This is a genomic window from Caballeronia sp. GAFFF1 (assembly GCF_023630705.1).
GTDB lineage: Bacteria > Pseudomonadota > Gammaproteobacteria > Burkholderiales > Burkholderiaceae > Caballeronia.
On the sequence record NZ_JALQEM010000006.1, the window covers coordinates 90,622 to 112,994 of the forward strand.

The window sequence follows — 22,373 nt, forward strand, 5'->3', positions numbered from 1 at the left end:
GAGAAACGCGCTGCCGGGTAAGCCGGCAGCGCGTTTTTTTCATTTGCGCTTGCGATCTTTGGTGGACTGCGCGAGCACGGATGCGGCGAGCGTCTTCGTGTCTTGCGAATACTTCGTGCTATGGAGAACTTCGCCGGCTTTGTGCTCCATCTCGGCGCTCGTCTGCTTCGACGAATGCGATTGCGCGAGCGCCGATCCGGTCAGCTTCTTTGCGATTGCCGAAGCCTTCGGATCGTGCAGCGTTCCGGCCGCGAGATGCGCGACCTTCGGCGAGGTTTGCTTCGTGTTGTTGGTCATTTTGATGTCCTCAAGGTTTTCCGGATTCCGGCGTTCGATGGCGCGCGGCTTCGATAGTCTTGCCCGCCCGCGCCACGCGCGCCATACGATTCGTCCGAACCCGAGGCGGGTTTTATAATGGCCGCCATGCCGATTCCGAACGATCCCGTCGATGCCCACTGGCGCATCGCGCCGCATCCGGTTTGCACTGACGGTCAGAAAGACTGGCTCACGCGTGGCGGCTCGTTGACCGCCCATCTGCGCACGCTCGGCGCGGTCACGGTCGATGTCACGCGCGAAGCCGTCGATAAGCCGTGGCGCGACGAATGGCGCGCGCTCGGCGCGACGCCGCGCACGCCTGTCTGGACGCGCGAAGTCGTGCTGAAGGTCGATGGCGTGCCGTTCGTCGCGGCGCATAGCATCGTCGCGCTGTCGCACAGCACGGGCGTGTGGCAGTCCATGCGACGCCTGCGCACGCGGCCGCTCGCCGAGCTTCTCTATAGCGACAGCAGCGTGTCGCGTTCGATGCTCGCGAGCCGCGTGCTCACGGCGCGGCATCCGCTGCATCGGCTGGCTGCGAAGCAGGCGGATCGGAGTCATGCGCTCGTGGCGAGGCGGTCGGTGTTCCTGCGCCACGGCGCGCCGCTGATGGTCACCGAATGCTTTCTCGATGCGCTCTGGCGCGCGCTCGCATCGCGCCATGCGCCACATGTTGTGCATCGGGACCATGCGCGGGCCTACGAGCATTTGAGTTCGCACGCGAAGCGCGTCGCGCGCGGCGAAGCGCGATGACACTCGCGGGTTTTCAACCGGTCGGCGACGCGCATACCCATACGCTTATTCTCGGCAGCTTTCCGGGCGTCGCTTCTCTAGCGGCGACGCAGTACTACGCGCATCCGCGCAACCAGTTCTGGCGACTGGTCGGCGCGGTCATCCGCGAACCATTGCACGAACTCGCTTACGAAGAACGGCTCGCGCGCGTGACGAAGCACGGCATCGGCTTGTGGGACGTGCTCGCCGCATGCGAGCGCGAAGGCAGCCTCGACAGCGCGATCCGCAAAGCAACGCCGAACGATTTCGCCGTGTTCCGCGAGCGGTTTCCGACGCTGCGCAAGGTGTGTTTCAACGGCAAGACATCGGGCAAGTTCGCGCCCGTCATTGCTGCGGCGGGCTACGCCACGCTCGTGCTGCCGTCGTCCAGTCCCGCCAATGCTATCCTCTCGTTCGATCAAAAATTGCGCATCTGGCGCGACATTCTCAGCACACAATGACGACTCTCATCAAGCGCGCATCGGCCGAAGCGCGTGCGTTCAGCCGCAAGAAAAACAACAAGCATCGACACGACGAAGACGAACTCGCCAACGCGCCGCGCATCGACGCGCCGCGCAAGCCGCGTTTCGCGCCCGTGACGTTCTCCGAAGAGGGCGGCGTGCGCTATCTCCATTTCGGCACCGAATGGGTGCAAGGCGCGATGCGCCTCCGAAAGCCCGATCACATCGAACTCGAATACGCGCAGCAGATGATGGCGTGGCTGCTTTTCATCGAAACGCCCGAGCGCATCGTGCAACTGGGGCTCGGCGCGGCGGCGCTCACGAAGTTCTGTCATCGGTACCTGAAGCGCGCGAAGGTCGAAGCGGTCGAGCTGAATCCGGCGGTCGTCATCGCCGCGCGGGCCATGTTCGAACTGCCCTACGACGACGCGCGCCTCGCCGTGACCGAGCGCGACGCATGGGAGTTCGTCAACGACCGCGCGAATCACGGCACTGTCGGCGCGTTGCAGATCGACCTTTACGACGCGACCGCGCGCGGTCCGGTGCTCGACAGCGTGTCGTTCTACCGAGCGTGCCGCGCGTGTCTCACGCCGCAAGCGGGCGTCGTGACGATCAACCTTTTCGGCGATCACCCGAGCTTCGTGCGCAACATGCGCCATCTGAACGAAGCATTCGATCATCGCGTGATCGCGCTGCCGGAAGTGCACGACGGCAATCGCGTGGCGATTGCATTCGCCGGTCCCGCGCTCGACGTGCCATTCGCCGCGCTCGGCGAGCGCGCGAAGCTGATCGAAGCGCAACTGGGCTTGCCCGCGCGCAAGTGGGTGAAGGGGCTTGCCGAAAGCGCAGCGTTGCCGTTGAGCGGCTCGTTCGTTATCTAGAACAAAGCGAATCCTGCAGGGCGCTGACGCGGCACAGCGCCTTTCACATCTGGGGAATGCTCGGGATTCTCCCTGCTTGACCGTGTTTTGGCGGTCCCTATACTCCTCCTGTTATTTCGGGGCGCTTTCTGCGGCGTGTCGTCTGCGCGAGGGCCGCTCCGAACGGCTCCGCGAGCCACGGCTCGAAGCGAATGCTCAAAAACAAACTGGAGACCATCATGGCTCAAGATCCGGGCCGCACTGGACAACCGCGCAACAAGCATTGGCTCTGGCTTCTGATCCTTCCGTGGATCGGCGTGGTATGGGTGCCGTTTTACAACAAGATCGAGCCCGTGCTGTGGGGCTTTCCGTTCTTCTACTGGTATCAGCTTCTCTGGGTGCTGGTGAGCGCGGTCATCACGGCCGTCGTCTATAAGAAAACCAAGGCGCTGTCGTCCGGCCGCGCGGGGCAAGGCCAAGGAGGCGCGCGATGATGAACGTCACCGCAACTTTCGTATTCGTTCTGTTCTTCGTCGGGGTGACGATTCTCGGGTTCATCGCGGCGCACTGGCGCAAGGCGGACCTCGGCCAGCTCGACGAATGGGGTCTCGGCGGCCGGCGCTTCGGCACCATCGTGACGTGGTTCCTGCTCGGCGGCGATCTCTACACGGCGTATACCTTCGTCGCGGTGCCGGCGCTCGTGTTCGGCGCGGGCGCGACGGGCTTCTTCGCGCTGCCGTACACCATCCTGATCTATCCGTTCGCGTTCGTCGTGTTCCCGAAACTCTGGAGCATCGCGAAGCGCCACGGCTATGTGACCGCCGCCGACTTCGTGCACGCGCGCTACAACAGCCGCATGCTCGCGCTCGCCATCGCGCTGACGGGCATTGTCGCGACCATGCCGTATATCGCGCTGCAACTCGTCGGCATCGAAGTGGTGATCGGCGCGCTCGGCTTCAGCACGCAGGGCTTCGTGGGCGATCTGCCGCTCATCATCGCGTTCGCGATTCTCGCGGCCTATACGTACACGTCCGGCCTGCGCGCGCCTGCGATGATCGCCGTCGTCAAGGACGTGCTGATCTACATCACCATCATCGCCGCGATGATCGTGATTCCCGCGCAACTCGGTGGCTTCGGGCATATCTTCGGTACCGTGCCGCCCGCGAAGCTGCTGCTGAAAGCGCCCGACGCCGCGAGTCTGAACGGCTACAGCGCCTACGCGACGCTCGCGGTTGGCTCGGCGCTCGCGCTCTTCCTGTATCCGCATTCGGTGACGGCGATTCTCTCGTCGAACTCGGGCAACACCATCCGCCGCAACATGGCGCTCTTGCCCGCGTATTCGCTGGTGCTGGGGCTGCTCGCGCTGCTCGGTTACATGGCGCTCGCCTCGGGCGTGAAGGACATGCCGGAGTACGCGTCGTACTTCAAGGCTTACGGCGCGAACTTCGCGGTGCCGGCGCTCTTCCTGCACTACTTCCCGTCGTGGTTCGTAGGCGTGGCGTTCGCGGCCATCGGCATCGGCGCGCTGGTGCCGGCCGCGATCATGTCGATCGCAGCGGCCAATCTCTACACGCGCAACGTGCATCGCGAATTCCTCAATCGCTCGATGACGCCGGAGCAGGAAACCAACGTCGCCAAGCTGGTGTCGCTGATCGTGAAGGTCGGCGCGGTCGTGTTCATTCTGGCGCTGCCGCTCACCTACGCGATTCAGCTTCAGTTGCTCGGCGGGATCTGGATCATCCAGACGCTGCCCGCGCTTGTGCTGGGTCTTTATACGCGCGTGCTCGATCATCGCGGTCTCCTGATCGGCTGGGCGGTGGGCATCGCCGTCGGTACATGGATGGCCGTCTCGCTCCAGTTGAAGGGCTCGATCTTCACCGTGCACATGTTCGGCTACGCCGTGCCGGGCTATGCGGCCGTGTGGGCGCTGATCGTCAACCTGATCGTGTCGGTGGGTGTGAGCGTGCTGGTGCGCGCCATCGGCCTGAAGCGCTCGGATGACCGCACGCGGCCCGAGGACTATCTGGACGTCGTGGAAAGCTGAAAACGCGTGCCGCGTTTCATGACGCGGCGGCGGCTCTGATACGCTAACGCCCGTAATGGCCTCTGGCCGTTGCGGGCGTTTTTCTTTGACGCCCGCTGATCGACAAACCGCTTACCGACGCGAGCGACTCATGTTTTCATCGACATCGGCGTCAGCGCGCAGAAGCCGCGCGATGCGGCTCATGCACGGCCTGGCGTCGCCATTCTTCCGCTATCGCCACGCGAAGATGATCCACGCGGTGCGCGTCGCGCTCGGCATGGCGACGTCGTTTCTCGTTACGACGGGCATCAATATTCCGCACGGCAGTTGGGCCTCGGTATCGCTTCTCGTTGTGGTCGGCGGGCTGCAGCACTACGGCAATATCCGCAAGAAGGCGGCCGAGCGCGCGCTCGGCACGGCGCTCGGCGCGGCCATCGGACTCGCGCTGATTCTGGTCGAGACGCTCTTCGGCTCGCTCACGCTGTTCTTCGTTCTGATGTCCGCCATCGCCGGGGCCTGCGCGTATTACGCCATCGGCAAGGCGGGCTACGTCGCGCTGCTTACGGCGATTACCATGGTCATTGTCGCGGGCCACGGCGATTCGCCGTTCGATGTCGGCTTGTGGCGAACGGCGAACGTGCTGATCGGCATTGCCATTGCGCTGGCGTTCTCGTTCGTGCTGCCGCAATACGCAACGTACTCGTGGCGTTATCGCCTCGCCGACAATCTGCGCGAAAGCGCGCGTCTCTACGGCGCGTTGCTCGACGGCACGCCGTTGCTGGCGGAAGAAACGGCGCGCCGCTTCTTCGCGATGAGTCAGCGTCTCGTGCAGTCCCGCGCGCTCATAAAATCCGTCGCGAAGGAAACGCGCGTGCCGGTCGCGCGGCTCGAAGAGATCCAGCGGCTGCATCGCTCGATTCTCGCCGCGCTCGAGATGCTCGTCACGTCGATGCCGGACACGCCGCGCGCGCCGTGCGGTTTTGCGCTCGATTGCTCGCCGCACGAGCAGCAGGTGCGGCAGAAGCTGCTGAAGATGGCGCGCGCGCTGCGTTTCGGCCGCGTCGGTTTGCTTTACATGCGTGCCGACGCTAACGCGGATGCGAGCGTCGAAGCGGAGGAGGGCGATGGATCGACGCAGGGCATGCACTGGCTCGCGATGCGTTTCGCGGAGCAGGTGGATCGCTTGCGGCTGCGTCTGACTGAAATAGAGCGTCAGTGGAATATCGAAGGCGCGCGGCCGCTTCCCGGCTGACGCGCCGGGCGCTCAGGACTGCGCTGCCGCTTCCTGCGACGGTTGCGGCGCGCCGGCCATGTCGACGGCGTTGACGACATTGATGAGCCACGGTACGCCGAAGCGGTCTTTCAGCATGCCGAAGCCCGCCGTGAAGAACGTGGACTGCCACGGCGTCAGCACTGTGCCGCCTTCGCTCAATGCGTTGAACGCGCGCTCGCCCGACTCGGAGCTGTCCGCGCCGATCGACAGCGTAAAACCGTGGTAATCCCGCTGCGGCTGACCGAACTGGCCGTCCGACACCATGATTGCCGTGCCGCCGACGCTAAAGAGCGCGTGCATGACCTTGTCGTGCCACTCGGCGGGCACGTTCGCGGCGTCCGGCGTGTCGCGGAAGCGAATGAGCGTCTCGATCTGCGCGCCAAACGCGGCTTGATAAAGCGCGAGGGCGTCCGCGCAATCTCCGTTGAAGAGAAGATACGTATCCAGTTGCATTGAATGCTTCTCCGAGCCTAGGCGGCGCTCCCGCCAAAGCACGAAAGTCTATTGCAACCGGATGCCGCGCCGACTCGGAGAAAGTCAATTTACGTCAAAAACGCGCAAAACCGTATTCGTCCGAACCGGGTCGCGGCAGATCACGCCGGAGGCGCGCAGCGCGCGCCTCGCGCATCGCTTATTGCAGCGCCGTGATCAGCTTTTCGAGCTTGATGGCGTCCGCCGCGAACGCGCGGATGCCTTCCGCGAGCTTTTCGGTCGCCATGGCGTCTTCGTTCACGGCGAAGCGGAACGTCGGCTCGTCGACGCTGATCTTCTCCAGATCCGTGTTGTCGGCCGCGTCCGGCGACAGCTTGCGCTCGACCTTCTCGTCGCTGTCGGCCAGCTTCTTCAGCAGATCAGGGCTGATGGTGAGCAGATCGCAGCCGGCCAGTTCGGTAATCTGGCTCACGGTGCGGAAGCTCGCGCCCATGACTTCCGTCTTGTAGCCGAACTTCTTGTAGTACGAGTAGATGCGGCGCACCGACTGCACGCCGGGATCGTTCGCGCCGCCGTTCTTCACTTCGTCCCATTCCGCGCCGGCCGACTTCTTGTACCAGTCGTAAATGCGGCCGACGAACGGCGAAATGAGCTGCGCGCCCGCTTCGGCGCACGCCGCGGCCTGCGCGAGCGAGAAGAGCAGCGTCATGTTGCAGCGAATGCCTTCCTTCTGCAGCACTTCGGCCGCGCGGATGCCTTCCCACGTCGACGCGAGCTTGATCAGCACGCGCTCGCGGTTGATGCCCGCGGCTTCGTACAGCTTGATGATTTCGAGGCCCTTGTCGATGGAACCCTTCGTGTCGAACGAAAGGCGCGCGTCGACTTCGGTGGACACGCGGCCCGGCACGATCTTCAGGATTTCCGTGCCAAACGCGATCAGCAGATGGTCGATGATCTGGCCCATCGGCTTGCCGGCGTGCTCCTTGACGGTCTTTTCGAGCAGCGGCTTGTAGTCGTCCTTCTGGACGGCCTTCAGGATCAGCGACGGATTCGTGGTCGCGTCCTGCGGCTTGAACTGAACGAATTGCTGGAAGTCGCCCGTATCGGCGACGACGGTGGTGTATTGCTTGAGCTGGTCGAGAGCGGATGTCATGTCGAGTCGTCGGCGCCAGGCGCCTTGTCAAATTGCGGTAACCCGCGGGGTGTCCAGGATCGCGATGCCGGCGTGCGCCTCTGAAGCGCCGGGCTCGCCCCTATTGCCAATGTCTCATTCTAGACCCGCGCGTGCCGTTCGCGCTCGGGGCGTGCGCGTCGCTGGTTCGACCGGGCGCGCGCCGGAGCGTTCCGTCGCGGGGCGCGCGTCGCATCCGTCAGTCGACGGCGTAGGCGAGCTCGTGCCAGCGCCGCACGGTGCCGGAGCCGAGCTGCCCACGGGCGAAGCGCATCTTGCGCACTTCTTCGAGCGCGTGCGCGTCTTTTGCGGGATCGCCGCAGCTCATTTTCAGGACGACGTCCTGAACGTGGCCAGCGTCGTCGAGCAGCACGCGGACGATCGTCTTACGTTTCGCGGGGCCGAGCGGCGCGGTACGCGCCAGCAGTTTGTCGAGCAAAGCCATCTTCGTGATTCTGAAATTCGGTCGTGGTGCATCGGCGCGGAGGACGTCCGGCCGATTCCCGCATTGTAGGCCGCGTCAGCCGCGCCGGGCGTTCAGGACGACATGCGTCACGACGCCCGCGACCAAGCCCCAGAACGCCGGCCCGATGGACAGCAGCGTGAGGCCGGAGGCCGTCACCATGAACGTGACGAGCGCGGGTTCACGCTGGCGGGCGTCGTGCATCGCGTTGGCGAGCCCGCTCATGATGGAGCCGAACAGCGCGAGCGCCGCGACCGAGACGACGAGCGCCTTGGGAAACGCCGCGAAAAGCGCCGCGATGGTCGCGCCGAAAATGCCCGCGATCAGATAAAAAATGCCGCACCACACCGCCGCCGTATAGCGCCGGTCGTGGCGCTCGTGCGCTTCGGGGCCGGTGCAGATGGCGGCCGTGATCGCCGCGAGGTTCACGCCGTGCGAGCCGAACGGCGCGAGCAGGAGCGACGCGATGCCGGTCGTCGCGATGAGCGGCGCGGAGGGCGTCGTGTAGCGGTCCGCGCGCAGCACGGCGATGCCCGGCACGTTCTGCGAGGCCATCGCGACGATGAAAAGCGGCACGCCGATGCTCACAATGGCGGAGAGCGAAAACGCGGGCATCGTGAAGACCGGATGCGCGAGCGCCACGTGAAAGCGCGAGAAGTCGAGCAGGCCGAGCGCGTCCGCGACGGCCGCGCCGGCTACCAGCGTCGCCGGAATGGCGTAGCGCGGCGTCGCGCGCTTGACCACGAGGTACGTGAAGAACATCGCGAGCACGAGCGCCGTCTGATGCTCGGCCGCCCGAAAAATCTCGATGCCGATTTCGAACAGGATGCCTGCGAGCAGCGCCGCCGCGATGCCCGACGGAATGCGCTTCATCAGCGCGTCGAACCAGCCGGTGACGCCGACCGCCGTCAGCAATACCGCGCAGACGACGAACGCGCCGATGGCCTCGGCATACGGCACGTTCGGCAGCGACGTGACGAGCAGCGCCGCGCCGGGCGTCGACCACGCGACGACGATCGGCGCGCGAAAACGCAGCGAGAGGCCGATCGTGCACAGCGCCATGCCGATGGAAAGCGCCCAGATCCACGACGAAATCTGCGCATCGGACAGATGCGCGGCCTGTCCCGCCTGGAACATCAGTACGAGCGAGCTGGTGTAGCCGGTCATCATCGCGACGAATCCGGCGACGACCGCGGACAACGATGTATCAAAGAAAGGGCGCAGCGGGGCGCGCGCGACAGACGGCGTGGCTTTCATGCGGGCTCTGCTTTTTTCTAACGTGTTATTTGGACAGCGCGCGCATGGCGCTTTCGAGGCCGGACAAGGTCAGCGCGTACATGCGGTTGCCGAGGACATGGCGGATTGCGGAAATGGACTGGCGGTATTCCCATAGCCGCTCGGGTTCTGGATTGAGCCACGCATGATGCGGAAACTGATCCGCGAGCCGCCGCAGCCACACGGCGCCGGCTTCGGCGTTGTTGTATTCGACCGAGCCGCCCGGCTGAAGCACTTCGTAGGGACTCATCGTCGCGTCGCCGACGAAGATCAGCTTGTAGTCCGGCGTGAACTTGTGCAGCACGTCGAACGTCGGCGTGCGCTCCGTGTGCCGGCGGCGATTGTTCTTCCACAAATAGTCGTAGACGCAGTTGTGGAAGTAGTAGAACTCCAGATGCTTGAACTCGGCCTTCGCGGCCGAGAACAGTTCTTCCACGCGCTTGATGTGGTCGTCCATGGAGCCGCCGACATCGAGCAGCATCAGCACTTTCACGTTGTTGTGCCGCTCGGGCACCATCTTGATGTCGAGCCAGCCGGCGTTCGCGGCGGTGCTGCGGATGGTATCGGGCAAATCCAGTTCCTCGGCCGCGCCTTCGCGCGCGAAGCGCCGCAAGCGCCGCAGCGCGACCTTGATGTTGCGCGTGCCGATTTCCACCTGATCGTCGTAATCGCAAAACGCGCGCTCGTCCCACACTTTGACCGCCGTGCGATTGCCCGCCGATTCGCCGCCGATGCGCATGCCTTCCGGGTTGTAGCCGCCATGCCCGAACGGCGACGTGCCGCCGGTGCCGATCCACTTGTTGCCGCCTTCGTGCCGTTCCTTCTGCTCGTCCATCAGTTCTTTGAGGCGCTCCATGAGCTTGTCGAGCCCGCCCAGCGCCTCGATGCGCTTCTTCTCCTCCGGCGTGAACTCGCGGTCGAGCCGCTTCTTGAGCCAGTCGAGCGGAATGTCGAACGCTTCGTCGGGCAACTGCGTGACGCCATGAAAGTACGCGCCGAACGCGCGGTCGAACTTGTCGAAGTACTTCTCGTCCTTCACGAGCGTCATGCGCGCGAGGAAGTAGAACTCGTCGAGCGACGGCGAGATGACCTGCGCCTTCAACGCTTCGAGCAGCGTCAGATATTCCTTCACCGACACGGGCAGCTTCGCGTCGCGCAGCGAGTAGAAGAAGTCGATCAGCATGGCGCGATTTCCTTCATGACGTGAATCAGCGGTCGAGCCGGTGCGTGAGATGCGCGCGCACTGCCGGCCATTCCGATTCGATGATCGAAAACACGACGGTATCGCGATACGCGCCGTCCCGGCCGATCTGGTGATTGCGCAGAATGCCGTCCTGCTTGGCGCCGAGGCGCGCGATGGCCGCGCGCGACGGGTGGTTCATGAAATGCGTCCGGAACTCGACGGCGATGGCCTTCAGCTGCTCGAAAGCATGACCGAGCAGCAGGCGCTTCGCTTCGGTGTTGAGCGCGGTGCGCTGCACGCGCTTCGCGTACCACGTATGGCCGATTTCGAGCCGCCGGTGCGCCGCTTCGACGTTGAAATAGCGCGTGGAGCCGACGACGTCGCCCGTCTTCGCATCGATGACCGCGAACGGATGCGCGCCGAGCCGGTCGCGCATGTCGAGGGCCGCGTCGATATAGGCGCGCGCCGTATCGGGCGAAGGCACGCTCGTGTACCAGAGCTTCCAGAGCTCGCCATCGGCAGCGGCAACCGCGAGCGCCTGCTCGTGCTCGACGGTCAGCGGCACCAGCCTCACGTGCTCGCCTTCGAGCGTGACGGGTTCGATCCAGCGGCTCATGCGTGTTTTCCTTTGGTGGCGTGCCGGTCGGCGGATTAGCGGTTATGGCGGTTCATGTACAGCAGCCGCTCGAAGAGGGCGACGTCCTGTTCGTTCTTGAGGAGCGCGCCGTGCAGCGGCGGCACGATCTGCTTCTGATCCGACGACTGCAGCGCCTCGGGCGGAATGTCCTCGGCGAGCAGGAGCTTCAGCCAGTCGAGCAGTTCGGATGTCGATGGCTTCTTCTTGAGCCCCGACACGTTGCGCAGTTCGAAGAAGCTCTGCATGGCGGCGGCGAGCAGATCCTGCTTGATGCCGGGAAAGTGCACTTCGACGATATCCTTCATCGTCGAGGCATCGGGGAACTTGATGTAGTGAAAGAAGCAGCGGCGCAGGAACGCGTCCGGCAGTTCCTTCTCGTTGTTCGACGTGATGATGACGAGCGGCCGATGCTTCGCCTTCACGAGCTCGCGCGTCTCGTAGACATAGAACTCCATGCGGTCGAGTTCGCGCAGCAGGTCGTTCGGAAACTCGATGTCGGCCTTGTCGATCTCGTCGATCAGGAGCACCGATTGCCGGTCCGACTCGAACGCCTGCCACAGCACGCCCTTCACGATGTAATTGCGAATGTCTTTCACGCGCTCGTCGCCCAGCTGCGAATCGCGCAGGCGCGAGACGGCGTCGTATTCGTAGAGACCCTGCTGCGCCTTCGTCGTGGACTTGATATGCCATTGCAAAAGCGGCATGCCGAGCGCGCCCGCGACTTCCTCGGCGAGCATGGTCTTGCCGGTGCCGGGTTCGCCCTTGATGAGCAAGGGCCGCTCTAGCGTCATCGCGGCGTTCACCGCGAGCTTGAGGTCGTCCGTTGCGACGTATTGCGATGAGCCTTCGAAGCGCATGACGGAGATTCCGGTGAGGAAAAAAACCCAGTATAAGTCAGAAGCCCTGTTGCGATGGACGCCTCGCCGGTATCGTTGCAGCCGCCCGCAACCGCGCCTGCGACGGCCTCGGAACGCACGCCAAAAGCGCTGCATGCGGCTTGCTGAGAACACGCGGTGACGATCGACGAGGCCGCCGTACAGAGGCGAATTGTCGCAGGCCGCGAAGGCGTCTTTCAGCCGGTTCCCATTGCCAGAGGCGGCTCCGCGCTATCTCGGAGAATGGACGCTAGGGTGGTCGCGCGGTACAATTAGCCCGATTTTTTTGGCCTGCGCGGCCAGGCGGCCGCATTTCCGGTGCGCATGCGCCGCTTGCGAAGCAGTGAAAGGCAGCAACAGTCCCGAGAAGGTTGTGATGCGCTCGGCGCGGGCCGCGGCTTTCGAGCGCCGGTTTTCCCCTCATGCTAGGTTACAAGCTATGAACTATTTCGTCGGCAAACTTGCCGTGATTGCAGTGCTGTCCGGTCTTGCCGGCTTCGCGACCCAGGCGTCGGCTGACGTCGTGGGCAATGCAAAGGCCGCAGAGGGCAAGGTCGCGATGTGCATCGGCTGCCACGGCATTCCCGGCTATCGCACGGCTTACCCTGAGGTCTACGAGGTGCCGATGCTGGGCGGTCAGAACGCTCAGTACATTTCCAACGCGCTGCACGCCTACAAGAAGGGCGACCGTCACTTCGACACCATGCGCGCCATCGCGGTGACGCTCTCGGATCAGGATATCGCGGACATCGCCGCCTACTACGCCGCGCAGACGCCGCAGTCCAAGAACAACCCCGACAAGTAACTCACGTTGTCGCGATTCAACGGGTCGAAGCGCCCGCCGCCGTTCATACGGCATCCGACAACGCAGGCAGCCATCATCTTGCATGGGACCGGGTTCAGGCGCCGCGCCTCGAAAACCGGTCGACAGGAGAATTCATGAAGCCCTCTCAGGCACAGTCTCAGGCACTTCGGTTCAGCTTCAAGGCAGCATGCGCCGCCGCCGCGATTATCGGCTCGGCGGCGTTCAGCACGGCTCACGCAGCGGATGCGGGCAACGGCAAGGTGCTGTCCGAAAGCCACAACTGCGCGGCCTGCCACGGCCCCGGCCTCAACAAGCCGGTGAGCGGCGAATATCCGAAGCTGGCCGGCCAGCATGCGACCTATATTTACTGGGCGCTGCGCCAGTATCAGATGGGCAACGGCAACCCGAACTTCGGTCGCAACAACGCGATCATGGCCGCGCAGGTGCAGAACCTGTCGCAGAGCGACCTGAAGGACATCGCCGCGTACATCGAATCGCTCGATGGCAGTCTCGTGCTGAAGAAGTAAGCGCGTCGCCGCATCGTAGGAAACGAAAACACCCCGCCTGGCGCGGGGTGTTTTCGTTTGTGCGCGTGGTGCGTCGGGGCTCAGTCGCGCGTCAGTCGCGCGACGCCCGCCGCTCGATGAGCGCGAGATACGCGTCCGTATCGGGCGGCGTGTTGCTGCGCTGGGCTTCCCAGATGACTTGCCCGAGGCATTCCATGATCGCGTGCTGCGCGTCGTGCGGCGAGCCGAGCCGCGCGACGAGCTTGTCGTGCGCGCGGCGAATGCCCGGCGGCTGGTCGATCGACAACTGCTCGCTGATGGCGAGATGCATCGACAGGTGCAGGAACGGATTGGTGCGGCCTGCGTCGGGCGAGTAATCCGCCTGCCGCGCGTCGGGGTCGGCGAGTTCGGCCTGATACTCGGGGTGCTCGCCGATCCAGTCGGCGGCCATGCTTTCGAGCGGCGTCAGGATTTCGCCCGCGCGCTCCTTGCGCCACGTCTCGGTGAAGAACTGGCGGACTTCGTCGCGGCTAGGGTTGAACATGAGAGTGGGCTTCGACTCGGGAATTCAATATTGTAGATCGCGGCGGCGTGTCGGTGCTCGACGCGCAGGCGACGTGTCACTCGGCAGGCGGCGGTGTCTTCGGCCGATACTCGCACAGCGGTTCGATCGCGCAATGCCAGCACTCCGGCACGCGCGCCTTGCAGACGTATCGGCCGTGCAGGATAAGCCAGTGATGCGCGTCCTGGATGAACTCCTTCGGCACGTGCTTTTCGAGCGCCGCTTCCACCGCGCGCACGTCCTTGCCGGGCGCGATGCCGGTGCGATTCGCGACGCGAAAGATGTGCGTATCCACCGCGATCGTCGGTTGCCCGAACGCAATGTTCAGGACGACATTCGCTGTCTTGCGTCCGACGCCCGGCAGCCCTTCGAGCGCCTCGCGATTGTCCGGCACCTCGCCGCCGTATTGCTCGACGAGCATGCGGCACGTCGCGATCACGTTCTTCGCTTTCGTTCGATAAAGCCCGATCGTGCGGATGTATTCCGTCACGCCTTCTTCGCCGAGCGCGAGCACTTTCTCCGGCGTATTCGCCACCGGAAACATCTTGCGCATGGCCTTGTTGACGGAGACATCGGTGGCTTGCGCCGAGAGCATCACGGCAATCAGCAGTTCGAACGGTGTCGTGTATTCGAGCTCGGTCTTCGGATGCGGATCGATGCTTTGCAGCGTCTCGAAGATGGCGCGGCGCTTCTTAGCGTTCATTGCGTCGTGTCTGAATCCGTCTCGTTTGGATCTCCGCCCGCATCGCTCGCTCCGCTCGCGTGTTCCGCGAGGCCGAGGCGTTTGCGGCGCGCTTTGGCGGCGTCGATCTGCGCCTGAACGGCAACGCTGACCTGCTCCGTATTCTTCGGACCTGCGCCGAGCTTGGCCATTTCTTCTTTCTTCTTGCGGGCGCGTTCGAGCGCGGCCTGAATGATGGCTCGTTTCTTTGCTTCAGGATCTTCCGTCGATGCGGACGGCACAGCCGATGCCGCAGCGGCCGCTGTCTGCGCGGCGCGCGAGGCCTGCCGCGCTGACGCCTTCGCTTCGGCCTGCGTGCGCTCGCGTTCCAGGCGCGCGAGGCGTCGGTCATGCCGCGCGCGCGCCGCATCCGCCTGTTCCTGGCTCCATGCGTCCCAGCCGGTGGCCTCGCCCGTGACGGGAATCATCGCGATGCAATCGACCGGGCAGGGCGGCACGCACAGGTCGCAGCCGGTGCACAGCGCGTCGATGACCGTATGCATCTGCTTGGCAGCGCCCGCAATGGCATCGACCGGACATGCCTGCATGCACAGCGTGCAGCCGATGCACAGGTTCTCGTCGATGACCGCAAGCGGTCGCGCGCGCTCGACGCCATGCGTGGTATCGAGCGCGATCTCCGGCTTCCCGAGCAACGCCGCAAGACGCGCGACGCCTTCCTGCCCGCCCGGCGGGCACTGGTTGTAGCTCGCCTCGCCCGCAGCGATGGCGTCGGCGTAAGGACGGCAGGCCGGATAGCCGCACTTGGTGCATTGCGTCTGCGGCAGAAGGTCTTCGATGCGCTCGGCGAGCGTCTTTGAAACAGTTGCGGTCACGTGAGATTGCGCGGTGGCAAATAAGGCGGGCAAAAAGCAGTTGAAACGGCAGCAACAACAGCGACAAAAAACGGCGGCAAAAAAACGGCGGCAAAAAACAGCAGAAGACAAGACAGCGCGGCCTTAGAAACCTAATGACGCAGAACACGGTGGCAGTGGCGCCATCCATTGCAGCAGACGTGATTATCGCGCAAGTGCGCGTTGCCCGCCGCAGATGATCCTTATCCTAATTGCCAATGCCTCCATGATGTGCGCATAATCGAAGCGCTTTATCGTTTGACCGCAGGACGGTGTTCCCCCATAACCATGGGCAGCGCCCGTTCACGTCATGTACCCCACTGCGGGCCGCGTGACGCATATCCGGACAACGCGGCTCCCGACTCATGCCATCATGAATCAGCCGAAAATCAAAAGAGATCCCGAAGGGACACGCCGCCGTATCCTGCTTGCCGCCGCGGAAGAGTTCGCAGCCGGCGGCCTGTTTGGCGCACGTGTGGATCAAATCGCCCGGCGGGCAGAGACCAATGAGCGCATGCTGTACTACTACTTCGGCAGCAAGGAGCAGTTGTTCACAGCCGTGCTCGAACATGCACTGTCCGCACTCGTCGAGGCCGAGCGGTCGCTCGATCTCGAGGGCCTCGCCCCCATCGAAGCCATGACGCGGCTTGCGCATTTCGTTTGGGATTACTACCGTGACCATCCCGAATTGCTGCGTCTGATCAACAACGAGAATCTGCACGAGGCGAGATATATCAAGGGATCGAATCGCATGCGAGAGGTGATCTCGCCGGTGGTCGAGACGCTCGCGACCATTCTCGAGCGCGGACAGAAGGCCGGACTGTTTCGCACCGACGTCGATCCGCTGAAGTTCTATATCACGCTGTCGGGCCTCGGTTATTACATCGTATCGAACCGTTTTACGCTTCAGGTGAGCTTCGGCCTCGATTTCAGCGAACCTATGCAGCGCGAACAAATGGTGAAGATGAACACGGAATTGCTGCTTGCATACTTGACACGTCGCTGACGCCGCCAAAAAAAGGTCGCCGTCTGAAGAAAAAAACGTCGCGCCTTGCAAAGGGCGCGACGTTTTTCTTTTGCGAATGGAATCGGTACCGAAGCGCAGGTTGAAGCACTGCGCCGCGATGACTCGACTTACGCGGGTACCGCTTCTTTCTTCGGCGACTTGTCGTGTTCGAGAATGAACTCGCGCAATTGCGGATACACCATCGTGCGCCAGCGCCGGCCCGAGAATATGCCGTAGTGGCCGGCCTTTTCCGCAGTGAAATGGCGCTTGTCCTTCTGCGAGAGGCCCGTGCACAGGTCATGCGCGGCGCGCGTCTGGCCGTCGCCGGAGATATCGTCGAGCTCGCCTTCGATGGTGAAGAGCGCCGTCTGCGTGATGTCTTGCGGGCGCACGCGCTCGCCGTTCACGTCCCACGTGCCCTCGGCCAGGCGAAACTCCTGGAACACGATGCGGATGGTTTCGAGGTAATACTCGGCGGCCATGTCGAGCACGGCGTTGTACTCGTCATAAAAACGGCGATGCTGTTCGGCATCGTCGTCGTCGCCGCGCAGCAGGTTTTGATAGAAGTCCCAATGGGCCGTGAGATGCCGCTCGGGATTCATCGCGACGAAGCCGGCATGTTGCAGGAAGCCCGGATACACCTTGCGACCCACGCCCGGATAATTCGCCGGGACCGTGTAGATGACATTGTTCTCGAACCATTCGTACGAGTGCTCGCTCGCGAGCGAGTTCACCGATGTCGGGCTGCGTCGCGCGTCGATCGGGCCGCCCATCATGGTCATCGTGCGCGGCGTGTCTTCGCCGCGGCTCGCCATCAGCGAAATGGCGGCAAGCACGGGCACGGTCGGTTGACACACCGAGATCACATGCAGATCTTTCGCGCCGATGTGACGGATGAACTCCTGAATATATTCGACGTAATCGTCCAGATGGAACGCGCCGTTTTCCACCGGCACCATGCGCGCATCGAGCCAGTCGGTGATGTAGACCTTGTGGTCCTGCAACAGCGTGCCGACCGTATCGCGCAGAAGCGTCGAGTGATGTCCGGAGAGCGGCGCGCAGACCAGCACGATCGGCTCGTCCTTGAGCTTCGTCACGGTCGCGCTGTCATCGGCGAATCGTTTGAAGCGCAAAAGCCGGCAGAACGGCTTCTCGACCACCGTTTGCTCGACGATCGGGATGTTGTGGCCGTCCTTGACGATCTGGTGAATGTTGAACTCCGGTTTCTCGTAGTCCTTCCCGAGCCGGTACAGCAGCTCGTAGCCGGCCGCGAGACGCGTGGAGCCGGGAACGTAGGCGAGGGGGCTGGCCGGATTCACGAACGACTTCGAGGCGGCCTGGGCCCATGCCGTGAGAGGAGACAACATGGCCCGCTGAAATTCGTGGATTTGATAGAGCATGGTGGCCCCAATGACTTCGGTACGAACCGGTAATGCCCGTTGGTCCCGGCGATTCGGCCGGCAATCTGACCCAACGGCAATCGAAAATCCCCGCCGTGCGGCTGAACCGCGCCGCGGGGCTGCTGTATCTTGCTCGAAGCGCGTCTTGGCGCCCCGTCGCTTGGCTGTAACCTTGGTTCTCTACATTAACGACCAGCGGCGCAAAACTTTGATGCCAGGCAACAGTTTCCGCTGAACGTTTGCATAACACAATCGAACGGTCAAAGTTGCCGGCTTTCCTGCAACACCCTCGTCGTTGTGCATTGCACCATTCTAGCGGCGACTGACGTTCCCGCCAAACGAAACCGACGCACCGCCGTCTTAACCTTCCTCGCTGACGCCGACCGCAGGTTCTTTTCTATCGGCGTGTCCGTTCGCGGCGGAGGGCTGGCCGGTCGCATGCGCCATCGCCTGCTCGTGCTTCATCAGGTTCATTCCCGTGTGCACCAGCGCGACATGCGTAAACGCCTGCGGAAAATTGCCGACCATGCGCTTCGCCACCGTGTCGTATTCCTCGGCGAGCAGCCCGACGTCGTTCGCGAGACCGACGAGACGCTCGAACATCGCGTGCGCTTCGTCGATCCGGCCCTGCAACGCCAGGTTGTCCACCAGCCAGAAGCTACAAGCCAGAAACGTGCCTTCTCCCGGCGGCAGCCCGTCCGCTGTTTCCGTCGTGTGATAGCGCTTCACGAGACCATCGTGCGTCAAGTTCGTCTCAATCGCCTGTACGGTGGCGGTCACACGGGCATCGTCCGGCGGCAAAAAACCGAGCAGCGGTATGAGGAGGAGGCTCGCGTCGAGTGCGTCGCCGTGATAGACCTGCGTGAACGCGTTCAGTGTCGAATTCCAGCCTTTCTCGCAGACGTCCGCGTGGATGCGCGCGCGCATGTCCCGCCAATGGTCGACCGGTCCGGCCAGCGCGAACTGTTCCGCCGAACGGATGGCCCTGTCATACGCGACCCACGTCATGACCTTCGAGAACGTGAAGTGCTGACGGCCGCCGCGCACTTCCCAGATGCCCTCGTCCGGCTGGTCCCAGACCGTATCGAGATGCTGGAGCATCGTGCACTGGATGGACCACGCGGTTTCGTCGCTTTGCAGACCGCCGACGCGCGCGAGATGCAGCGCGTTCATCACTTCCCCGTACACGTCGAGCTGCAATTGATCGACCGCGCCGTTGCCCACGCGCACCGGCTGCGATCCTTCATAGCCCGGAAGCCACGGAATCTCCCACTCGGCGAGCCGGCGCTCGCCCGCGATGCCGTACATGATCTGCACCTGCGACGGCGCGCCGGCCATTGCGCGGCCGAGCCACGCGCGCCAGGCGCGGGCTTCGTCGTAGTAGCCGCCGCGCATCAGCGCGAGCAGCGTGATGGTGGCGTCGCGCAGCCAGCAGTAGCGGTAGTCCCAATTTCGCGCGCCGCCGAGCTGTTCGGGCAGCGACGTCGTCGGCGCGGCCACGATGCCGCCTGTCGGCTCGTAAGCCAGCGCCTTCAGCGTGATGAGCGAGCGCCGGATGGCGCCCGCCCAGCGGCCCGAAACCTGGCTCTTGCCGGACCACTCGCGCCAGTGATTCTCGGTGCGCGCGAGTTGCGTGTGCGGATCGTGCGCGGGCGGCAAGCGCAGATGCGACTGCGAATAGCAGAGCGAAAAGGGCACGCGCTCGCCTTCGGTCACGTCGAAGCAGGCTGTCGTGCGCATGTTCTCGCCGACGAGTTCCACCGGCGTGCGCAGCACCGCGAGGTCGGGGCCGGCGATCGCGCGGATGCCGCTGTCGTTCGGCAGGCGGCTGACCCACGGCACCACCGACCCATAATCGAAGCGCAGGACGAGTTCCATCTTCATGCGCACGACGCCGCGCCGTCCGATCACGATGCGCACGAGTTCCGAATGGCCGTTGCGCGACGGCATGAAATCGACCACCGTCACGGCGCCCTGCGGCGTTTCGAAGTCTGTTTCGAGAATGAGCGTGTCGTCGCGATACCGGCGGCGCACGACCGGCGCCTCGCCGTCGGGCATCGAGGGCGCGAGCAGCCATCGGCCATGCTCGGGCGTGCCGAGCAGCGCGGCGAAGCACGCGCCCGAATCGAAGCGCGGCCAGCAGAGCCAGTCGACGGAGCCGTCGCGGGAGACCAGGGCGGCGGTATGGCCATCGCCGATCATGGCGTAGTCTTCAATCAGAGCGGGCATAGTGAGCGTGGTTGTGCTGGCGGCGACGCGCCGCGGTCGACGTGGCCAGGCTCCTGCGGCGACGCAGAGCGATCGGCCGTTCATGTGGTCGCATTCTGCCGCATTCGCCTGGCGCAAGCAGAAAACCGGGCGTATGCGTGGCTCGCGAGCCATCCTGCGACCGCACGCCGCGCCCGTTGGCGGAAAAGCGCTACCGAAGCGCTGATTAAACCGTTGTCACCCGTTTCGGCTGATGTTTAGAATGGAAGCTAAACGTAACCGCGCTGCGCGTCGCCGCGCTCGGCTTCGTTTCCCCTGTCGGCTTGCCGGGGCGGCCGGCATCATTCGTTGCTTTGCGTTTCGAGGAAACCATCACCATGCTCAATCCGTCGAAAGCAGACTGCATCGCCATTCTTTCCGCTGCGAGCCGCGTGCGCGACAGCGACAACCTGCTTCCTCTCGATCACAAGCGCCTCGGCCTCTCCCGCAACGCGATGGACACGGCTGCCGCTTTTCTCACCGAACGAGGCTGTTTCAGCCGCTACAGCTTCGATATGAGCGGGCTGTCGGTCGGCGCGCTGTCGCTGCAAGGGCGCCTGCGCCTGGATCAGCTTGCGAACGGCTGAACGCCGTTGCGAGCCGCGCGCTTTCGAAGCGCGGCACCTTTCCGCCATCCCTCGCACAGTGCGCGCGTCCGCGGCTCGATCCGCGCGTGCGCCTTTTCCCGCTCGGCGCTCGGCGCACGGAACCGCGAGCGCGCATCGCCGTCACAAGTGTGTCGCGCCCATGCCGAACAGTCCGATCAGCCCGATGACGATCAGGTAGATCGCCACGATGAAGTTGAGCAGGCGCGGCATGACGAGGATGAGGATGCCCGCAATCAGCGAAACGAGCGGCCCGAGGCTTAAGTGGATGTTCATCGCATCAGCTCCTTTTGTTGGTTAGAGTGCTGTGGCTGGACGGAACGCGTGACGCATCGACTCAGGCTTCGCGCGAGCGGTCCGCAATTTGCTCCCCACGCACGCCAGTCACGCCGGTCACGCGACGCCTGCGCGCGTGACATCCATAACACGCAGCAAACAGTCGATGAGGAGGTCTCATGCAACCGAGCCGTTCCTGCGCCGCGATGCGTGCGCCGTTGCAAGCGCCGCGCCCGCTCCTGCGCACATGGCCCGCCCGCGCTACGCCGGCGCGCTGGGCCAAAGGCGTGGCGCTGATGCTCTCACTTGCCGCCGCGCAGTCGTTCGCGCAGACGGCCGGCAACGCCACGCCGGCAGCGGCCGCCGCGAGCAGTAGCGCCACCGGCGCTGCAACGGGAAACTCGGGAGACGTCTTCGACCTGCTCATCGGCACGTATACGGGCAGCGGAAAAAGCGAAGGCATCTATGTCTATCGTTTCGATGCGGGCAACGGCGAGCTCACGCGTATTGCCTCGGCGCAGACGGTGAATCCGTCGTATCTCGTCGTCAGCCGCGACCGAAACTATGTCTACGCGGTGAACGAATTGCCGGGCGACAATGGCCCCGCGTCGCAGCGCGGCGGCGTGAGCGCATTTCGCTTCGATCGCGCGAGCGGGCAGTTGAGCTTTCTGAACCGCGTGTCGGCGGACGGCAACGATCCGTGCTATCTCGCCATCTCGCCCGACGGCAAGTACTTGCTCACAGCCAACTATTCGGTCGCGGCGAATCCGGGCGGCAGCTTCGCCGTGTTTCCGCTTTCCGCCGATGGACACGTCGGCACGTCGGTCTTGACCGTGCATCACGAGGGCAGCGGCCCGGTCAAAGGACGGCAGGACAACTCGCACGTGCATTCGACCGTTTTCTCGCCCGACGGCAAGTATCTTTTCGCGCAGGACCTGGGCGTCGACAAGGTCTACGGCTATCGCTACACGCCGGACGGCAGCCGCGGTCTGTTCGGCCCGACCGAGTCGCGCTACACGCCGATCAAGCCGGGCTCCGGTCCGCGCCATCTGATTTTCGACGCAAGCGGCAAGCACGCCTATCTGACGACCGAACTGAACGCTTCGGTCGTCGTCTTCGACTACGCCGGCGGCAAGCTCACCGAAACGCAATCCGTGCCGATGACCGCGCCCGGCTTCAAAGGCAAGATCGGCGGGGGCGCGCTGCATCTGTCGCAGGACGGGCGCTTTCTTTACGCGACGAATCGCGGCGACGCGAACCAGCTCGTGGCGTTCGCCGTCGATCCGGCCAACGGGCATCTGAAGCTGCTCAAACGTTATCCGACGCTCGGCAAGACGCCGCGCGAATTCGCCATCGATCCGACCGGACGCTGGCTCGTCGTCGGCAATCAGGAGAGCGACAGCGCGTATTTCTTCCGCCGCGATCCGGCGACGGGCGAACTCGCGTCCGATCCCAAACAGTTGTCGATCGGCTCGCCGGTCGATTTCAAATTCGTTTCGCCTTCGTGAGCTCATGACGAAGCGCCGCGCGTCGTTTGTTGGGCGGCGTTAGTTGCGGCATGGTATTTTGGGGCTGGGTTTTGAATGTGGGGGCATTGGTTTGTAACGGGGAATGGGGGGGGTGGTTTGGGTTGGGCGGTGGGGGTTGGGGTAAAG

At 63.9% G+C, this 22,373-nt stretch carries 25 protein-coding genes; 11 read left to right on the forward strand and 14 right to left on the reverse strand.

Going from position 1 to position 22,373, the window contains the following annotated elements; translation table 11 throughout:
* Nucleotides 1-39: 39 nt before the first annotated feature.
* Nucleotides 40-297: a hypothetical protein gene (locus tag NCR37_RS04295; protein WP_250471921.1), complete on the reverse strand. Its 258-nt coding sequence runs from the start codon at nucleotides 295-297 to the stop codon at nucleotides 40-42.
* Between the two features lie 126 nt (nucleotides 298-423).
* On the opposite strand from NCR37_RS04295, the gene NCR37_RS04300 reads away from it, so the two are divergent.
* The 6 genes from NCR37_RS04300 (at nucleotide 424) to NCR37_RS04325 (ending at nucleotide 5,682) form a co-directional block, all read left to right on the forward strand.
* The gene (locus tag NCR37_RS04300; protein WP_250471943.1) at nucleotides 424-1,068 is read left to right on the forward strand and encodes a chorismate--pyruvate lyase family protein; all 645 of its coding nucleotides are present in this window, start codon (nucleotides 424-426) and stop codon (nucleotides 1,066-1,068) included.
* Nucleotides 1,065-1,547 carry a DNA-deoxyinosine glycosylase gene (locus tag NCR37_RS04305; protein ID WP_250471922.1) on the forward strand — a complete coding sequence of 161 codons (483 nt, stop codon included), beginning with the start codon at nucleotides 1,065-1,067 and terminating at the stop codon, nucleotides 1,545-1,547. Before NCR37_RS04300 ends, NCR37_RS04305 begins: the two co-directional genes overlap by 4 nt.
* Entirely contained in the window at nucleotides 1,544-2,428 is an 885-nt protein-coding gene (locus tag NCR37_RS04310; RefSeq protein ID WP_250471923.1) for a class I SAM-dependent methyltransferase, read from the forward strand. The genes NCR37_RS04305 and NCR37_RS04310 overlap by 4 nt, the downstream gene beginning before the upstream one ends.
* Before the next feature lie 218 nt (nucleotides 2,429-2,646).
* Nucleotides 2,647-2,901, forward strand: coding sequence for a DUF3311 domain-containing protein (locus NCR37_RS04315; protein ID WP_175939874.1), 255 nt, complete (start codon nucleotides 2,647-2,649; stop codon nucleotides 2,899-2,901).
* Nucleotides 2,901-4,451 carry a monocarboxylate uptake permease MctP gene (mctP, locus tag NCR37_RS04320; RefSeq protein ID WP_248322268.1) on the forward strand — a complete coding sequence of 517 codons (1,551 nt, stop codon included), beginning with the start codon at nucleotides 2,901-2,903 and terminating at the stop codon, nucleotides 4,449-4,451. The genes NCR37_RS04315 and mctP overlap by 1 nt, the downstream gene beginning before the upstream one ends.
* Before the next feature lie 130 nt (nucleotides 4,452-4,581).
* Complete coding sequence (locus tag NCR37_RS04325) at nucleotides 4,582-5,682, forward strand: FUSC family protein (protein ID WP_250471924.1); 1,101 nt, start codon at nucleotides 4,582-4,584, stop codon at nucleotides 5,680-5,682.
* A gap of 12 nt (nucleotides 5,683-5,694) precedes the next feature.
* On the opposite strand, the gene NCR37_RS04330 is transcribed toward NCR37_RS04325, so the two are convergent.
* From NCR37_RS04330 to NCR37_RS04360, 7 genes are all read right to left on the reverse strand, one after another.
* On the reverse strand, nucleotides 5,695-6,156 hold the full coding sequence (locus tag NCR37_RS04330; protein ID WP_250471925.1) for a VOC family protein: 462 nt from the start codon (nucleotides 6,154-6,156) through the stop codon (nucleotides 5,695-5,697).
* 178 nt (nucleotides 6,157-6,334) lie between these two features.
* Nucleotides 6,335-7,288 (reverse strand): transaldolase, encoded by a 954-nt coding sequence (gene tal / locus NCR37_RS04335; RefSeq protein ID WP_250471926.1) that lies wholly within the window; start codon nucleotides 7,286-7,288, stop codon nucleotides 6,335-6,337.
* 217 nt (nucleotides 7,289-7,505) lie between these two features.
* Nucleotides 7,506-7,751 (reverse strand): energy transducer TonB family protein, encoded by a 246-nt coding sequence (locus NCR37_RS04340; RefSeq protein WP_250471927.1) that lies wholly within the window; start codon nucleotides 7,749-7,751, stop codon nucleotides 7,506-7,508.
* A gap of 75 nt (nucleotides 7,752-7,826) precedes the next feature.
* Nucleotides 7,827-9,026 (reverse strand): benzoate/H(+) symporter BenE family transporter, encoded by a 1,200-nt coding sequence (locus NCR37_RS04345; RefSeq protein WP_250471928.1) that lies wholly within the window; start codon nucleotides 9,024-9,026, stop codon nucleotides 7,827-7,829.
* 25 nt (nucleotides 9,027-9,051) lie between these two features.
* Nucleotides 9,052-10,227, reverse strand: coding sequence for a vWA domain-containing protein (locus NCR37_RS04350; RefSeq protein WP_250471929.1), 1,176 nt, complete (start codon nucleotides 10,225-10,227; stop codon nucleotides 9,052-9,054).
* 25 nt (nucleotides 10,228-10,252) lie between these two features.
* A complete protein-coding gene (locus tag NCR37_RS04355) occupies nucleotides 10,253-10,843 on the reverse strand; it encodes a GNAT family N-acetyltransferase (protein ID WP_250471930.1) in 591 nt (196 codons plus the stop codon).
* A gap of 35 nt (nucleotides 10,844-10,878) precedes the next feature.
* Nucleotides 10,879-11,721 (reverse strand): AAA family ATPase, encoded by an 843-nt coding sequence (locus NCR37_RS04360; protein ID WP_244848275.1) that lies wholly within the window; start codon nucleotides 11,719-11,721, stop codon nucleotides 10,879-10,881.
* 457 nt (nucleotides 11,722-12,178) lie between these two features.
* Between NCR37_RS04360 and NCR37_RS04365 the strand changes: the two genes are divergently transcribed.
* Both NCR37_RS04365 and NCR37_RS04370 read left to right on the forward strand, forming a co-directional pair.
* The gene (locus tag NCR37_RS04365) at nucleotides 12,179-12,544 is read left to right on the forward strand and encodes a c-type cytochrome (protein ID WP_175939883.1); all 366 of its coding nucleotides are present in this window, start codon (nucleotides 12,179-12,181) and stop codon (nucleotides 12,542-12,544) included.
* A 134-nt stretch (nucleotides 12,545-12,678) separates the two neighbouring features.
* Nucleotides 12,679-13,071 (forward strand): c-type cytochrome, encoded by a 393-nt coding sequence (locus tag NCR37_RS04370; RefSeq protein ID WP_250471931.1) that lies wholly within the window; start codon nucleotides 12,679-12,681, stop codon nucleotides 13,069-13,071.
* A gap of 91 nt (nucleotides 13,072-13,162) precedes the next feature.
* Here NCR37_RS04370 and NCR37_RS04375 read toward each other — a convergent pair whose 3' ends face one another.
* The 3 genes from NCR37_RS04375 to rsxB all read right to left on the reverse strand — a co-directional run bounded on the left by NCR37_RS04375 (nucleotide 13,163) and on the right by rsxB (nucleotide 15,166).
* Nucleotides 13,163-13,594, reverse strand: a complete 432-nt coding sequence (locus tag NCR37_RS04375; RefSeq protein WP_250471932.1) for a DUF1841 family protein — start codon at nucleotides 13,592-13,594, stop codon at nucleotides 13,163-13,165.
* Between the two features lie 76 nt (nucleotides 13,595-13,670).
* Entirely contained in the window at nucleotides 13,671-14,315 is a 645-nt protein-coding gene (gene nth, locus NCR37_RS04380; RefSeq protein WP_250471933.1) for an endonuclease III, read from the reverse strand.
* A complete protein-coding gene (gene rsxB / locus NCR37_RS04385) occupies nucleotides 14,312-15,166 on the reverse strand; it encodes an electron transport complex subunit RsxB (RefSeq protein ID WP_250471934.1) in 855 nt (284 codons plus the stop codon). The genes nth and rsxB overlap by 4 nt, the downstream gene beginning before the upstream one ends.
* 391 nt (nucleotides 15,167-15,557) lie before the next feature.
* Between rsxB and NCR37_RS04390 the strand changes: the two genes are divergently transcribed.
* Nucleotides 15,558-16,190, forward strand: coding sequence for a TetR/AcrR family transcriptional regulator (locus NCR37_RS04390; protein ID WP_250471935.1), 633 nt, complete (start codon nucleotides 15,558-15,560; stop codon nucleotides 16,188-16,190).
* A gap of 128 nt (nucleotides 16,191-16,318) precedes the next feature.
* On the opposite strand, the gene NCR37_RS04395 is transcribed toward NCR37_RS04390, so the two are convergent.
* Both NCR37_RS04395 and NCR37_RS04400 read right to left on the reverse strand, forming a co-directional pair.
* Nucleotides 16,319-17,590 carry a polyhydroxyalkanoate depolymerase gene (locus NCR37_RS04395; RefSeq protein ID WP_250471936.1) on the reverse strand — a complete coding sequence of 424 codons (1,272 nt, stop codon included), beginning with the start codon at nucleotides 17,588-17,590 and terminating at the stop codon, nucleotides 16,319-16,321.
* A 360-nt stretch (nucleotides 17,591-17,950) separates the two neighbouring features.
* Nucleotides 17,951-19,819 carry a glycoside hydrolase family 15 protein gene (locus NCR37_RS04400; RefSeq protein ID WP_250471937.1) on the reverse strand — a complete coding sequence of 623 codons (1,869 nt, stop codon included), beginning with the start codon at nucleotides 19,817-19,819 and terminating at the stop codon, nucleotides 17,951-17,953.
* Between the two features lie 356 nt (nucleotides 19,820-20,175).
* On the opposite strand from NCR37_RS04400, the gene NCR37_RS04405 reads away from it, so the two are divergent.
* Nucleotides 20,176-20,424: a hypothetical protein gene (locus NCR37_RS04405; protein WP_175939890.1), complete on the forward strand. Its 249-nt coding sequence runs from the start codon at nucleotides 20,176-20,178 to the stop codon at nucleotides 20,422-20,424.
* Between the two features lie 141 nt (nucleotides 20,425-20,565).
* On the opposite strand, the gene NCR37_RS04410 is transcribed toward NCR37_RS04405, so the two are convergent.
* Complete coding sequence (locus tag NCR37_RS04410) at nucleotides 20,566-20,718, reverse strand: DUF3096 domain-containing protein (protein WP_250471938.1); 153 nt, start codon at nucleotides 20,716-20,718, stop codon at nucleotides 20,566-20,568.
* A 179-nt stretch (nucleotides 20,719-20,897) separates the two neighbouring features.
* Here NCR37_RS04410 and NCR37_RS04415 point away from each other — a divergent pair, with 179 nt between their 5' ends.
* Complete coding sequence (locus NCR37_RS04415) at nucleotides 20,898-22,226, forward strand: lactonase family protein (RefSeq protein ID WP_502800482.1); 1,329 nt, start codon at nucleotides 20,898-20,900, stop codon at nucleotides 22,224-22,226.
* Nucleotides 22,227-22,373 lie beyond the last annotated feature (147 nt).

Excerpts from the sequence above, each read along its gene's own strand:
- NCR37_RS04410 (WP_250471938.1), bottom strand. The coding sequence starts at position 20,718 with ATGAACATCCACTTAAGCCTCGGGCCGCTCGTTTCGCTGATTGCGGGC.
- NCR37_RS04295 (WP_250471921.1), bottom strand. The coding sequence starts at position 297 with ATGACCAACAACACGAAGCAAACCTCGCCGAAGGTCGCGCATCTCGCG.
- NCR37_RS04330 (WP_250471925.1), bottom strand. The coding sequence starts at position 6,156 with ATGCAACTGGATACGTATCTTCTCTTCAACGGAGATTGCGCGGACGCC.
- NCR37_RS04350 (WP_250471929.1), bottom strand. The coding sequence starts at position 10,227 with ATGCTGATCGACTTCTTCTACTCGCTGCGCGACGCGAAGCTGCCCGTG.
- NCR37_RS04355 (WP_250471930.1), bottom strand. The coding sequence starts at position 10,843 with ATGAGCCGCTGGATCGAACCCGTCACGCTCGAAGGCGAGCACGTGAGG.
- NCR37_RS04400 (WP_250471937.1), bottom strand. The coding sequence starts at position 19,819 with ATGCCCGCTCTGATTGAAGACTACGCCATGATCGGCGATGGCCATACC.
- NCR37_RS04345 (WP_250471928.1), bottom strand. The coding sequence starts at position 9,026 with ATGAAAGCCACGCCGTCTGTCGCGCGCGCCCCGCTGCGCCCTTTCTTT.
- tal (WP_250471926.1), bottom strand. The coding sequence starts at position 7,288 with ATGACATCCGCTCTCGACCAGCTCAAGCAATACACCACCGTCGTCGCC.
- NCR37_RS04310 (WP_250471923.1), top strand. The coding sequence starts at position 1,544 with ATGACGACTCTCATCAAGCGCGCATCGGCCGAAGCGCGTGCGTTCAGC.
- NCR37_RS04370 (WP_250471931.1), top strand. The coding sequence starts at position 12,679 with ATGAAGCCCTCTCAGGCACAGTCTCAGGCACTTCGGTTCAGCTTCAAG.
- nth (WP_250471933.1), bottom strand. The coding sequence starts at position 14,315 with ATGAACGCTAAGAAGCGCCGCGCCATCTTCGAGACGCTGCAAAGCATC.
- NCR37_RS04340 (WP_250471927.1), bottom strand. The coding sequence starts at position 7,751 with ATGGCTTTGCTCGACAAACTGCTGGCGCGTACCGCGCCGCTCGGCCCC.
- mctP (WP_248322268.1), top strand. The coding sequence starts at position 2,901 with ATGAACGTCACCGCAACTTTCGTATTCGTTCTGTTCTTCGTCGGGGTG.
- NCR37_RS04300 (WP_250471943.1), top strand. The coding sequence starts at position 424 with ATGCCGATTCCGAACGATCCCGTCGATGCCCACTGGCGCATCGCGCCG.
- NCR37_RS04325 (WP_250471924.1), top strand. The coding sequence starts at position 4,582 with ATGTTTTCATCGACATCGGCGTCAGCGCGCAGAAGCCGCGCGATGCGG.
- NCR37_RS04305 (WP_250471922.1), top strand. The coding sequence starts at position 1,065 with ATGACACTCGCGGGTTTTCAACCGGTCGGCGACGCGCATACCCATACG.
- NCR37_RS04315 (WP_175939874.1), top strand. The coding sequence starts at position 2,647 with ATGGCTCAAGATCCGGGCCGCACTGGACAACCGCGCAACAAGCATTGG.
- NCR37_RS04415 (WP_502800482.1), top strand. The coding sequence starts at position 20,898 with ATGCAACCGAGCCGTTCCTGCGCCGCGATGCGTGCGCCGTTGCAAGCG.
- NCR37_RS04365 (WP_175939883.1), top strand. The coding sequence starts at position 12,179 with ATGAACTATTTCGTCGGCAAACTTGCCGTGATTGCAGTGCTGTCCGGT.
- NCR37_RS04405 (WP_175939890.1), top strand. The coding sequence starts at position 20,176 with ATGCTCAATCCGTCGAAAGCAGACTGCATCGCCATTCTTTCCGCTGCG.
- NCR37_RS04390 (WP_250471935.1), top strand. The coding sequence starts at position 15,558 with ATGAATCAGCCGAAAATCAAAAGAGATCCCGAAGGGACACGCCGCCGT.
- NCR37_RS04375 (WP_250471932.1), bottom strand. The coding sequence starts at position 13,594 with ATGTTCAACCCTAGCCGCGACGAAGTCCGCCAGTTCTTCACCGAGACG.
- NCR37_RS04360 (WP_244848275.1), bottom strand. The coding sequence starts at position 11,721 with ATGCGCTTCGAAGGCTCATCGCAATACGTCGCAACGGACGACCTCAAG.
- NCR37_RS04395 (WP_250471936.1), bottom strand. The coding sequence starts at position 17,590 with ATGCTCTATCAAATCCACGAATTTCAGCGGGCCATGTTGTCTCCTCTC.